Annotated in this window: 10 protein-coding genes and 1 pseudogene; 5 read left to right on the top strand and 6 right to left on the bottom strand. The window is 69.3% G+C overall.

Going from position 1 to position 11,584, the window contains the following annotated elements:
• Window positions 1–893, top strand: a pseudogene (locus HNV26_RS35075) (Hint domain-containing protein); the annotation flags it as partial.
• A gap of 67 nt (window positions 894–960) precedes the next feature.
• On the opposite strand, the gene HNV26_RS35070 reads toward HNV26_RS35075, so the two are convergent.
• A complete protein-coding gene (locus HNV26_RS35070; RefSeq protein ID WP_171444776.1) occupies window positions 961–2,142 on the bottom strand; it encodes a hypothetical protein in 1,182 nt (393 codons plus the stop codon).
• 255 nt (window positions 2,143–2,397) lie between these two features.
• Between HNV26_RS35070 and HNV26_RS35065 the strand changes: the two genes are divergently transcribed.
• Window positions 2,398–4,314 carry a HEAT repeat domain-containing protein gene (locus HNV26_RS35065; RefSeq protein WP_253817343.1) on the top strand — a complete coding sequence of 639 codons (1,917 nt, stop codon included), beginning with the start codon at window positions 2,398–2,400 and terminating at the stop codon, window positions 4,312–4,314.
• A gap of 66 nt (window positions 4,315–4,380) precedes the next feature.
• Here the strand turns inward: HNV26_RS35065 and HNV26_RS35060 are convergent, their stop codons facing one another.
• Window positions 4,381–4,980, bottom strand: coding sequence for a hypothetical protein (locus HNV26_RS35060; RefSeq protein WP_253817342.1), 600 nt, complete (start codon window positions 4,978–4,980; stop codon window positions 4,381–4,383).
• Between the two features lie 139 nt (window positions 4,981–5,119).
• Between HNV26_RS35060 and HNV26_RS35055 the strand changes: the two genes are divergently transcribed.
• Complete coding sequence (locus tag HNV26_RS35055) at window positions 5,120–6,211, top strand: uroporphyrinogen decarboxylase/cobalamine-independent methonine synthase family protein (RefSeq protein ID WP_171444779.1); 1,092 nt, start codon at window positions 5,120–5,122, stop codon at window positions 6,209–6,211.
• Window positions 6,212–6,274: 63 nt separating this feature from the next.
• Window positions 6,275–7,114, top strand: coding sequence for an FRG domain-containing protein (locus HNV26_RS35050; RefSeq protein ID WP_171444780.1), 840 nt, complete (start codon window positions 6,275–6,277; stop codon window positions 7,112–7,114).
• 70 nt (window positions 7,115–7,184) lie between these two features.
• Here the strand turns inward: HNV26_RS35050 and HNV26_RS35045 are convergent, their stop codons facing one another.
• The 3 genes from HNV26_RS35045 to HNV26_RS35035 form a co-directional block, all read right to left on the bottom strand.
• Entirely contained in the window at window positions 7,185–7,409 is a 225-nt protein-coding gene (locus HNV26_RS35045; RefSeq protein WP_171444781.1) for a DUF2934 domain-containing protein, read from the bottom strand.
• Window positions 7,410–7,567: 158 nt separating this feature from the next.
• Complete coding sequence (gene mutY / locus HNV26_RS35040) at window positions 7,568–8,836, bottom strand: A/G-specific adenine glycosylase (protein WP_216613027.1); 1,269 nt, start codon at window positions 8,834–8,836, stop codon at window positions 7,568–7,570.
• On the bottom strand, window positions 8,833–9,660 hold the full coding sequence (locus HNV26_RS35035; RefSeq protein WP_171444782.1) for an SDR family oxidoreductase: 828 nt from the start codon (window positions 9,658–9,660) through the stop codon (window positions 8,833–8,835). Before HNV26_RS35035 ends, mutY begins: the two co-directional genes overlap by 4 nt.
• Window positions 9,661–9,756: 96 nt before the next feature.
• Between HNV26_RS35035 and HNV26_RS35030 the strand changes: the two genes are divergently transcribed.
• Window positions 9,757–10,740: a RecB family exonuclease gene (locus tag HNV26_RS35030; protein WP_171444783.1), complete on the top strand. Its 984-nt coding sequence runs from the start codon at window positions 9,757–9,759 to the stop codon at window positions 10,738–10,740.
• Window positions 10,741–10,744: 4 nt separating this feature from the next.
• Here HNV26_RS35030 and HNV26_RS35025 read toward each other — a convergent pair.
• On the bottom strand, window positions 10,745–11,584 hold an 840-nt coding region (locus tag HNV26_RS35025), incomplete at its 5' end, for a tRNA threonylcarbamoyladenosine dehydratase (RefSeq protein ID WP_253817340.1).

Genomic DNA, 11,584 nt, shown 5'->3' with positions numbered 1-11,584 from the left:
GTGGTGGTGGTTGGTTCCCCGTGAACTACCGGTGCTCGAATGACCTGGTCAACGCGGACCAGGCAGAGGGGCGCCAGAAGTGGGCGAAGCGCTATCAGCAACAAAACCCCTATGGCGCCACGGCATGGGGCGGGCTGGACATGCGCTTCTGGAATTCTTCCTACTCCATGGAGGCGTTCAACGCGGCGGCGGCGGGTTACTGGCTGTACCCCGTCTACGTGGACCCCAACAACATGTACTCGCCTTGGAAGGGACCAGGGGCGTCTGGCACGCCGACGGCGTCGTACACGGGCGCGCAAATCCAGAACAACGTCCCCTATACCTTCAAGCCCGCGCACATCCAGATGGATGGCCTGTGCGAGCCGGGTTGCTACACGCCGGACCAGAAAATCCTCCTGTCCGACGGCGCCATGGGCATCCGCGAGGCCCTGGAGTCCGGGCGGACGGACCTGGTGACGCTCTCGCCAGGGGCCTCGTTTGGCGCGCTCTCCTTCATGAAGAACCGGGTGGAGCACTACACGCTGGACCGTGACGCCACGGAGCAGGAAATCCTCACCTTCCGTACCCGCTCCGGTGGAGCGCTGCGTGTCACCACCGAGCACCCGCTCGTCACACCAGACGGCACGCTCAAGCGCGCCCGCGAACTCGGGGTGGGTGACAGCCTCGTGGACCGCCATGGCCAGGCGGATGAAATCGTCTCCCTGGACACGAAGTGGGAGTACACCCGTGCCTACAACGTGCGGCCGGCGACGAAGGACTTCGCGTCCAACATCATCATTGCCCAGGGCTACCTCAATGGCTCACAGCGCTTCCAGAGCGAGTACGTCGACGAGATGAACCGGATGATTCTGCGCGGCAACGTGCCGGAAGTCCTCGTCCCCGCGGGCGAATAGCGGCGGATGCGATGCCGGGCCCGGAGCGCCTCGCTGGCGGCTCCGGGCCCGGCTCGTCAACGACGCCTCACATGCCCATGGGCTCCATGCCCAGGATGAGAGAGCCATTCTGGGTGAAGAGGGGCCAGTTCTGGGTGGTGCCGGACCAACTGGCAATCGTCACGCGCCACGTCTTCTTGAGGAACCAGAAGCCGACCCGGACCCAGAGCTTGATATTGCCGGAGAGCGCGGTCAGGTTCAGGTTGGACCGGAGCGTGTAGTCGAGCGAGTAGAACGGCCAGAACAGCTCGGCGAAGGCTGGCAGGCTGACATTGACGAGGACCAGGTTGCCCTCGACGCCAACCCCCGCGACGATGATATCGACCCCCGCGGACGCGGTGGCGTTGGCCCATCCTCCCGCGGCGGTGGTCAGCCTGGCGATGGTTGGGCCAATCTGCCCGGAGACGGTCAGCTTCACGCCGCCGCCCACGGACGCCGCCACGGAGACTGGAACCGGTCCCACCATGAACCGCTTGGAGACGGAGAAGAACGTGCGGCTCCAGTTGATGGGCGTGATTTCAAAGCTGGCGTACAGGTTGCCGGACCAGATTTGCTGGCCCATGGCGTAGAGCCGGGCGGTGCCGCTGTTGTTTCCGCCCTGCTGGCCGGTGAGCTCCGCGCGGCCCCGGACAATCTCCCGCTCCGCGCCAAACGCCACGGCGAAGACCTTGCCGTCGGCATAGGCCTCGACCTTCTTCTCCGCGACGCCGGTCGACGGAGACGCCGTCATCGCCGCATCGATGATGTAGCCCGCACCGAAGAGGCTGTTGCCGAAGTCATTCTTCCGGTAGTAGCTGCGGCTGAAGGGGGTGGTGCCATTGGATGGAGGCGTGACCTCCGTCGCCACCACGACCGCGGGCTGAACATTCTCGATGTGGGCCTCGGGAATGATGCCCTGGTCGATGGTGATGTTCGGGCTGCCGTCGACCGGGTCTGTCCCCAGCTCGCCGCCCGTCCGCGCGAGCTCGTCATTGATGATGATTTGCTGCTCGGTCGCCGAATACGAAGGTGAGAACGGGTACGTCGACTCCCATGGATAGTTGTTGTTGAGCTGATATCCCGGCGGGTAGGTCGTGGCGGGAAAACTCGCCGGGTTGACCGTATAGATGACCGGGTCGACATACGCAGGCACCTGAGCCTGTGCGGCCTGCGAAGCCACCACTGCGAACAACAGCGCTGCGAAACCCAAAGTCGCTTTCGGCTTTTGCATGTGCGGTGTCCTTTCGGGGCAGTCAGACAGAGCCCGAAATCAAGAAGGCTCAGTACAGGCATGTCACTGCGAGTGTCAATCGTGCCATACTCGTAGAGGATAGGTTTTGGACGGTCGCAGCGGCGGGGATGTGGCTGTTGTATGCCTCAGGGCGGCCAGCCCCTAGGCGAAACCCCCTGATGCATGCTAGCGATTGGCGCCATGCGCCCCGTACCGAAGCGTCGTCAAGCCTTGTTGCTGGCAGCCCTTCTTGTCTTGGGACTATCCGCTGCATGGTGGTGGAGCCGGACGGAAGCGGCCATCCCCAATCCGGCTTCGAAACCTTCGCGCGCGACTGCGACGCTTCAGCTGCCCCTGTCGCAGTCCGAGCCTGAGCCCGCGCGCGCCAGCGTGGATGGAAAGCGGGCCTGGGTGCCGGGCTCGGAGTACCGGTATTCGCTGGATGTGACGCAGCAGGTGGCGTTCAAACAGACACAGCCGCAAGGCGACGCGCCGCCGTCCATGCGCTTTCACCTCAAGGGCGAGTGGCGAGTGGGCATCGTCAGCGCGAACGACACGCGGGTCGATGCACGGGTGAGCCTGCTGCCAGAGAATGTCTCCGTCGACGTGGAGGGGCATGACGCGCTGTCTCCGGACCAGCGGCAGATGCTGATGGGGAGCCTCTCCCTCCCCTTCTTCGTGACGCTGGAGCGCACGGGGGCCGCGCGGCTCGTCCACATGGAGACGGGCACGGACGTGCTGGCCCAGGGACTGCTCCGCTCGGTGGTGGCGGCGACGCAGTTCGTGGTGCAGGGTGTCCCCGGAGCGAGCTGGCAGAGCGAGGAGCACGACGCCACGGGCCAGTACGACGCCGCGTACCGGCGGGCGGAGGAGCCGCTGCGCTTCTCCAAGTCGAAGCTGGCCTATACCCATGTGGCGACCGCGCAGGGCCTTCAACCGCTCGCGAAGGACAAGCTTCGCATCGAGGTGCGCACCGATTCGCGGTTCCAACTGGGCGCGGACCTGTGGACGGAGGCGCTGGTGGCCAGCGAGCAACTGGAGGTGGACGCGGGAGATGGCATGCCCCGGGCGAGTCACGAACTGCGGCTGCGCTTGCGGCTGCTGGGGCGGAGCCGGGACACCTCGTTGCCGGGTGCGCTGACCGCGCTGCGAGACCGGCTGACCACCGTCCCGTTGGCCAGCATCCAGGGCCAGGCACAGGACCCGCAGGCTCACCACCGGCAGATTCTGGGTGGGCGCCGCTTCGAGGACATGCTCGCGGACCTGCGCGCGCTTCCCAAGGACGAGCAGGCGCGGGACGACGCGAGGACCCTGGCGATGGAGCGCCTGCGCGCGCTGTTCGTGCTGGAGCCCGCGGAGGCCCTGAAGGTGCCAGGGGTGCTGCATGAGGGGTTGGAGCCGCTCGCCGCCAGCCCGATGTTGGGCGCGCTGTCAGCGGCCAGCACGACGGAGTCGATTCAGGCCCTCTCCCGCATCCTCGAGGATGGCGACGTGTCCGTACCGGTGCGTACGGACGCGGTCGCGGCCCTGGGCATGGCGGAGGCGCCCACTCCGGAGGGGGTGGAGGCGCTCCGGGCGCGCGCCCGTGACACGCAGCCGGAGCTGAGGGACACCGCGACCCTGGCGCTGGGCAACGCGGCCATGCGGATGGGGGCCCAGGACGCACGGGGCTCGGAGACGCTCGTCCAGGAGCTGGGCGCGCGTTTTCGTTCGTCGAACTCGGTGGAGGAGAAGGCCCTGTTGATGCGGGCGCTGGGGAACACACGGGACGCCCGTGCGCTCGGCTACATCGAAGAGGGGTTGCGCGAAGCAGCCCCCCACGTGCGGCAGGCCGCGGTGGAGGCGCTCCGGTTGCTGGTCGATCCGGCGGTGGACCCGCTCCTCGCGCAGCGGCTGCTCGGGGACCCTTCACCGGAGGTCCGGAAGGCCGTCGTCTTCGCCGCCAGCTTCCGTCCGCTGGGCCCGCTCTTGCCCGCGCTCGAACAGGCGCTGCGAGGGGACCCATCGGACGGGCTGCGGGCGGAGCTCGTCCAGTTCCTGGGCTCCCGGGTCACCAACACGCTCGAAGTCCGCCCGCTGCTGGCCTGGGCCAGTCAGAACGACTCCAACGCCAGCATCCGTCAGGCGGCCCTGGGATTCCTCAAGGCGGTGTCCGCCAATACCGGCCCCTGAGGCCCTCCGCCTTCTTCCGGCCGCGAGTCGCGCGCCCCGTCGCGTCGGAAACCGGTGAAGGGCGGCTCAGAAGCGCGCGCCCAGGCTGAGGTCGGCGCTGAAGAGGTTTCCGACGTCCGCGCTGCTGGGGGCGAAGTCCCGCGCCACGAGCACGCGGTAGGTGGCGCGCAGGCCGGCGGTGACGCCGCTGTACCGGTACTCGAGCCCGGCGGCGAGTGGCACCTCCGCGGCCCAGCCCTTCTCGAAGGCGGTGCCCACGTCCATGGGCGTGGGGTGGAAGTAGCTGACGCCCGCGCCCGCGCCGATGAAGGGCTTCCACTGCGAGAAGAGCGTGGGGCCCGCCTTGGCCAGCAGGCCGCCGTTGTGCCGCCACAGCGTGCCGCGCCGGGGCTCCGCATAGCCGTTGGCGGAGCCCTCGTAGCCCAGCTCCAGGCCCACGCCGGAGACAATGGGGACTTCCCCCAGCAGGGCCAGGAACGCGCCCACGCCTGTCTCCCTGCCCACGTTGCCCGACCAGGTCGCCACGCCGCTGCGCACCGTCAGGCCGGAGGCCCCGAAGCCCGGGGCGGGCTGCGCCTTGACGGCGCGGGGAGTCTCCGCGACGGCGGGACTGGCGAGCAATGCCGCCGCCAGGGTGCCCGTCCCCCATCCACAGCGCCTGTTCATGAATGCCCCCTCCCTTGTCCGCCGGGGTGCTTCCCGGTTCCTGGGTGGAACGTTGCTGCCGGACGGGAAGGTCGGGAACCCGGCGCATCGGGGATGGGCAGCCACACCGGAAGGCCGGGGAGGGGATAGAGTCCGCGCCATGAGCGCGCCGAACATCCGCCGAGCCGTCCAGTTGCTGCCTGCCTGCGCCACCACCGGAATCGGGAGCCTGCCGCACACGCAAGTGGAGCTGGGGCTCCAGGCCGCCCTGGCCCTGGACATTCCGTTCCTGCCGCAGTTGCCGGTGGGCAAGCCCTCGGAGTTGATGATTCCCGCGGCCCTGGAGGGGCTGCCGGGCTTGGCCTTCGATGAGGAAGGCCTGTGTACGGTGGACCTCGCGGCCTGGCAGGCGGGGCGCGCTGCCTTCGAGGCGCGGCTGGAGGCGGCGTTCCAGTCCGGTCAGTTCGAGGCCTTCGAGCCCTCGCCCGAGGCGTGCCGGGCGTGGCGGCCCTTCCTGTGGGAAGTGGAGGCGCGGAGGCTGGCCTTCGCGAAGGCGCAGCTCGCGGGTCCCTTCACGGTGCGCTCGGTGGCGCGCACCACCGACGGACTGCCCGCGCTGGATGTGCCGGGCCTGGATGAAGCGATGTACCGGCTGTCCCTGGCGCGCTCTCTGGCCATGGTGAAGGCGCTGCGCCGCGCGGGCACCACGCCGCTGTTCTATCTGGATGAGCCTGGGCTCTACGCGCTCCAGCGCACGAATCCCCGGCACCTGATTGCCATGCAGGAGCTGAAGCTGCTGGTGGTGGCCTTGCAACGCGAAGGCGCGCTGGTGGGGCTGCACTGCTGCGGCAACACGGACTGGGCCGCGCTGCTGGACGTCCAGCCGGACCTGCTCTCCCTGGACGTGCGGCTGTCACTGGACGCGATGGTGGAGGCGGGGGCCGCGCTGGGGCGTTTCCTCGCCGCGGGCGCGACGCTGAGCCTGGGCATCATCCCCACGGACCTGGCGTCCACCTACGAGGTGGGAGAGCTGGTGGACTCGGTGGAGGCCACGCTGAAGGCGGCGCTGCCCGCCGGCTTCACCTTCGCGCAGGTGGTGTCCACGGTGGTGCTGACGCCCGCCTGCGGGCTGGCGATGCGCTCGGTCATCGACGCGGAGCGCATCCTGGAGGAGCTCAAGGTGGCGCAGCGGCGGCTTCGGAGCGCGCTCGCCGCCGAGCGTCCCTCGGTTGACACCGTGAATCCCCACTGAGCGGCCCCGGCCCCGGGCGGGCCCGTCCCGCCGCGATGCTTATCGTGTCGCGGGGGAGGGGCCATGTTGGAACATCGCATCGGGACATGGTTGGAGCTGCAGGACGCGCTCTTCGCCGGGTCGTGGAGCGAGGTGTTGGGGCGTCACCGGTCCACCTTTGTCTTCCGTGGCATGTCCCAGGTGACCAACGACCTGTCCACGGCGCTCAATCGCAAGGGGCAGTTCGTGCGCAAGGAGAAGGACCTGCTGAGGGCCTTCCGGAAGTACGCGCGGAGCTACAGCCCGCAGCCCGTGGAGTCAGTCTGGGACTGGCTCGCCCTGGCCCAGCATCATGGGCTGCCCACGCGGATGCTGGATTGGACCTTCAGCCCCTATGTGGCGCTCCACTTCCTCACCGAGAACCCGGACCGGTATGGAGAGGACGGCGTGGTGTGGTGTGTGGACTACCGCCAGACGAATCGTCACCTTCCCAGGCGGTTGAAGACGCTGCTCCAGCGAGAAGGCGCGGACGTCTTCACGGGGGAGATGCTGGCCACGACGGCGTCGGACCTTTCGACCTTCGACCAGCTCGCGAAGCACCCGTTCGTGCTCTTCCTGGAGCCACCGTCGCTGGACGCCCGCATCGTGAATCAGTTCGCGCTCTTCTCCGTGATGAACGGGCCCGAGCTTCGCCTGGACACCTTCCTCGAAGCCCAGGCGGATGGCGTGCGCAAGCTCATCATCCCCGCCGCGCTCAAGTGGGAGGTGCGCGACAAGCTGGACCAGAGCAACATCACCGAGCGCGTGCTCTTCCCTGGCTTCGACGGGCTCAGCCGCTGGCTGCGGCGTTACTACGGTCCACGTGCCTCCGCGCACGCCTCGGACGCGCCCCCAGCGCGCAAGCGGCGGCGCGTGACGAGGTGAGTGGGCCTGGCGGTCCTCCACCGTGCCCGGCCTGCGCTCGGCGGCGGCGCGCCCGTGTGTCAGCGGGTGGTCACTGACGGCCGAGCCGAAGCTCGCGCTCGGCCTGGAACCAGTCCTGCTCGGAGTTGCCGTGCGTACCGCCCCGGGCCAGGAAGACTTCGTAGGCCCGGCGGGCAATCTGCTCGTTGGTGGGGCCGGGGTGCGACTCCGGAGCCCGCGGCCTGGTTGGGGCCGAGGGGGCAGGCGGCTTGCTGGAAGACGGCCCCGTCTGCTTGTTGGCGGTGTGGCGTGCCATGCTCGGATTCCTCCGGTGGAAAGAGTCCGCGGAGATTGGGGCGCGTCGATGCCGAAAGGAACCGGCATGCGGGGGCCGGGGTTGTCAGTGCGACAGGAGGACTGCCTCTGTGTCGAGCGACGGACAGGTGGCGTGTGCGGGGGGCGGCGCGGAGGCCTTCAGCCGCCTGGCAGCACGCCCGCCTCCAGCGCGAGGTCGAGCGCTCGCTGCATCGCGGTGCTCATGCCGAGCTTCCCCGCATCATCAGGGGAGCACCAGCGGAGCTCCTGGAAGGCGGGCGTGCTCGCGGGGCGGCGAGGGCCGGAGACGCGCAGCAGCCGAAGCGAGAGGTCTCGGTGGGTGAGCTGCCGCTTCACGGTGCCCAGCGCGCCTTCCAGGCTCACGTCGACGCCCAGCGCGGCGGAGAGCCGGGCCCGGGCTTCGCTGTCCGGTGCGTCGTCGGCGATTTCGGCGGCCGGCAGCTCCCACAGGCCCCCGAAGAGCCCGGCGTCCGCGCGGCGGGCGAAGAGCAGGGTGCCGGCGTGCGGCCACACGGCGACCGCGAGCGTCAGCTTCTTGGGCGTGGCGCGCACCTTGGCGGGAGGCAGCTCGTCCACGCGGCCCTTGCGGAAGGCGACGCAGGCGGTGCGCACGGGGCACAGCAGGCACAGAGGGTTCTCCGGCCGGCACGTGGTGGCGCCGTGCTCCATCAGCGCCTGATTGAGGTCCCCGGGGCGCGGGCCCTTCACCAGTGCGGTGGCGAGCGCCCAGAGCGTGGCCTCGCGCTGGCGGTCTCCGGGGAGGCCTTCGACTTCGAAGATGCGAGAGAAGACACGCGCGACGTTGCCGTCCACCAGGGGGGCTTCCTCGCCGAACGCGATGGAGGCCACCGCGCCGGCGGTGTAGCGGCCGAAGCCGGGCAGTTCGAGCAGCTCCGCGGCGGTGGAGGGGAGGGTGCCGCCGAAGCGCGCGACGACTTCCTGCGCGGCGCGGTGCAGGTTGCGGGCGCGGCTGTAGTAGCCCAGGCCCTTCCATCCCGAGAGCACGTCATCCAGCGGCGCCGAGGCCAGCGCACGCGCCGTGGGAAAGCGCTTCAGGAACCGCTCCCAGTACGGAATCACCGTCGACACCTGGGTCTGCTGGAGCATGACCTCGCTCAGCCAGATGGCATACGGGTCCTTCGTCCGGCGCCAGGGCAGGTCGCGCTTGTTCCGGTCGTACCAGTCGAGCAGGGGCCCCCGCACGCTGGCGAGGTGCTCGGGCGCGGGGGCGACAGTGGCCGCGAGCGGCGTGGAGGGCGGCCGCCCGGCGCGGGGCTTCCGGGTCGGCGCCTCATCGGGCGACGCAGCGGCCGTGACCGCGGGGCGCGTCTTCGTGACGATTCCCTCGAGCGGCACCTGGTGCACAGGGGCCATGCCGCGCTTCGAGCGGGGACTGCGGGAGGTCATGAACCCTTCTTCTTCATCTCAGCCGCCATGCGGCGAGCGACACGGTCGAACAGGGACGGCACCCACCGGTTGGCGACCACCATCACCCGGCCGGGCAGCGTGAGCACGGTGTCGCGGTGCCCGCGCCGGCTCGCACGGACCATGGCGGCGGCGACCTCCTCCGCGGACATGGCCTTCAACGGAATGGCGTCCTGCTTCCATCCCTCCGCGTTGAGTCGGTTCTCGCGGAAGTCGCTCTCCGTGAAGCCGGGCGACACCAGCAGCACCCGGATGCCCTCTTCGGCGAGCTCCGCGCGCAGCGACTCCGTCATCACATTCACCGCGGCCTTGGACGCGCAATAGGCGCCGAGCAGCGGCAGGCCGCGGTGGCCCAGCACGGAGCTGACGTTGACCACCTGCGCGCCGCGCCGCTTGCGCAGCAGCGGCAGGGCCTCGCGCGTCATCCGCCACAAGCCGAAGACGTTCAGCTCGAAGAGCTTCCGGAGCTGCTCCTCACCCATGGCCTCCAGCGGTCCGTAGCTTCCCTGACCCGCGTTGTTGACGAGCACATCCAGTCCGCCGAAGGCGGCGTCCGTTTCGCGCACCAGCCGCGCCACGTCGTCGCCCACCGTGACGTCGCACCGCACCGGCAGTGCCCTCACGCCCAGTGCCGCCACTTCACGGGCCGCGTCCTCGAGCTCGGGAAGCCGGCGCGCGGCCAGGACGACATCCGCGCCCGCGGCCGCGTAGGCCCTCGCCGCCGCCCTGCCAATGCCTCCGGAGGCCCCCGTGATGAGGACCACCCGGCCCTTGAAGGGTTGGGTCTTCATGCCAGCGCGCACCATACCTTCCTGGTTGCCTGGGGTGGCTGTCTTTCAGCGACCAGTGGGGGCCTGTTTCCTCGCCTGTTCTCCTTCTGGTGGAGCGAGCGAACGCCTAGGATGCGCGCCGTCATGCGGCGCCCCCCTCTCAGCAACGACTTCTCCTGGTCCAAGAGCCGCCACGAGAAGTTCTCCGAGTGCCTTCGCGCGTACTACCTCTACTACTACCGCTCCTGGGGCGGCTGGGAGGCGAGCGCGCCCAAGGACGTACGCGAGCTCTACGTGCTGAAGAAGCTGGGCAACCGCTACACGTGGGCCGGCAGCGTGGTGCACGAGAGCATCAAGGACGTGCTGTTGGACTGGCGCGCGGGCCGCGAGGTGGACCCGGCGGCGGTGGAGGCGCGCACGCGCAAGCTGATGCAGGACGACTTCCGGCACTCGCGCTCGAAGAACTACTGGTCGCAGAAGTACCGCAAGCAGTTCACCGGCCTGGTGGAGCACGAGTACGCCGAAGCGGTGCCGGACGAGGCGTGGAAGCAGAACTGGGAGACGGTGCGCTCCGCGCTGTCGTGGTTCTTCTCCTCGCGCTGGAAGGACCTGGCGCACAGCCTCAAGCCCGAGCAGTGGCTGGAGGTGGACGCGGGCTTCGACTTCGCCCACTTCACGCTGGACGGCCTCAAGGTCTTCGCGATTCCCGACTTCGCCTTCGTGGACGCGGACGGCACGCCGGTGGTGGTGGACTGGAAGACGGGCAAGTCACGCGACGGGTACGACGAGCAGGTGCTCGGTTACGCGCTCTACGTGGCCCAGCGCTACCGCTTCCCGGTGGAGAATGTGCGCGCCTCGCTCGTGTACCTCAACGAGGGCAAGGAGCAGGACGTCGCGGTGGACCCGGAGGCCATGGCCTCCTTCCGCCGGCACTTCGAGCAGAGCGTGGCGAAGATGCGCTCGCTGCTGAAGGACGCGGCCACCAACACGCCGCTGGACGCGTCCGCGTTTCCGCCCACGGAGTCGCTGTCGTCCTGCGCGCGGTGTGTCTTCCGGCGTCCCTGCGGACGCGAGGGCGCCGCGCTCGAAACGCCCCAGCCGCACCAGGTGGCCTGAGCGCCTAGCGCGCCGACGCGAGCCGCCGCACCACCACGCCCGCCGCGTTCATCCCGAAGCAGGACGTGACGAAGGCCACGCTGCCGTCAATCTGCGTGCGGTGGTCGCAGGTGTGGAACTCGTTGTCCTGCGGGCACACGCACAGGAAGCCGTCGGTGGCGTCGTCGTACTGGAGCGTCACCGGCAGCCGCCGCGCTTCGATGGAGTACACGGCGGTGATGCCCGTGTGCTTGTCCGTCTCCACCGCGTACTTGCGCTTGAGCAGCTTGCGGATGTCCTTGGCGAAGGGGTCCATGTGCGTCTCGGACAGGTCCTCCACGCGGATGGCGGTGGGGTCCAACCGGCCCGCGGCGCCCATGGAGCTGACCACCGGCACGCCCAGCGTCACGCAGCGGTGCAGCAGGTGCAGCTTCGCCTTCACGTTGTCGATGGCGTCCACGACGAAGTCGTACTGGCCCGGCTGGAGCATCTGCTCGGCCACGTCCGCGCGGTAGAACTCGCGCACCGCCTCCACCTTCGCCGCCGGATTGATTTCCTGGCAGCGCTGCGCCATCAGCTCCGCCTTGGGCTTGCCCACGGCCTTCACCGTCGCGTGGAGCTGGCGGTTGGTGTTGGTGACGCACACGTCGTCATGGTCCACCAGCGTCAGGTGGCCAATGCCGCTGCGCACCAGTCCCTCCGCCGCGAAGCTGCCCACGCCGCCCAGGCCGAACACCACCACGCGCGCGTTGGCCAGCCGCTCCATCGCGGAGTCGCCCAGCAGGCGGCCGGTCCGGTCGAAGCGCCGGGAGAGCTTGAAGGGACGGGCGAGCGAGTCCGGGGCGGTGGGCGGAGTCTCAGGGGC

Source organism: Myxococcus xanthus (genome assembly GCF_013116825.1).
Taxonomy (GTDB): Bacteria; Myxococcota; Myxococcia; order Myxococcales; family Myxococcaceae; genus Myxococcus; species Myxococcus xanthus_B.
The sequence above is the reverse complement of the archived record's forward strand: the minus strand, read 5'-3'. Positions and strand labels throughout refer to the sequence as shown.

What these genes read in the sequence shown, in the direction of transcription:
- mutY (WP_216613027.1), bottom strand. Translation starts at nt 8,836, where the DNA reads ATGACCTCCCGCAGTCCCCGCTCGAAGCGCGGCATGGCCCCTGTGCAC.
- HNV26_RS35060 (WP_253817342.1), bottom strand. Translation starts at nt 4,980, where the DNA reads ATGAACAGGCGCTGTGGATGGGGGACGGGCACCCTGGCGGCGGCATTG.
- HNV26_RS35070 (WP_171444776.1), bottom strand. Translation starts at nt 2,142, where the DNA reads ATGCAAAAGCCGAAAGCGACTTTGGGTTTCGCAGCGCTGTTGTTCGCA.
- HNV26_RS35045 (WP_171444781.1), bottom strand. Translation starts at nt 7,409, where the DNA reads ATGGCACGCCACACCGCCAACAAGCAGACGGGGCCGTCTTCCAGCAAG.
- HNV26_RS35050 (WP_171444780.1), top strand. Translation starts at nt 6,275, where the DNA reads ATGTTGGAACATCGCATCGGGACATGGTTGGAGCTGCAGGACGCGCTC.
- HNV26_RS35030 (WP_171444783.1), top strand. Translation starts at nt 9,757, where the DNA reads ATGCGCGCCGTCATGCGGCGCCCCCCTCTCAGCAACGACTTCTCCTGG.
- HNV26_RS35035 (WP_171444782.1), bottom strand. Translation starts at nt 9,660, where the DNA reads ATGGTGCGCGCTGGCATGAAGACCCAACCCTTCAAGGGCCGGGTGGTC.
- HNV26_RS35055 (WP_171444779.1), top strand. Translation starts at nt 5,120, where the DNA reads ATGAGCGCGCCGAACATCCGCCGAGCCGTCCAGTTGCTGCCTGCCTGC.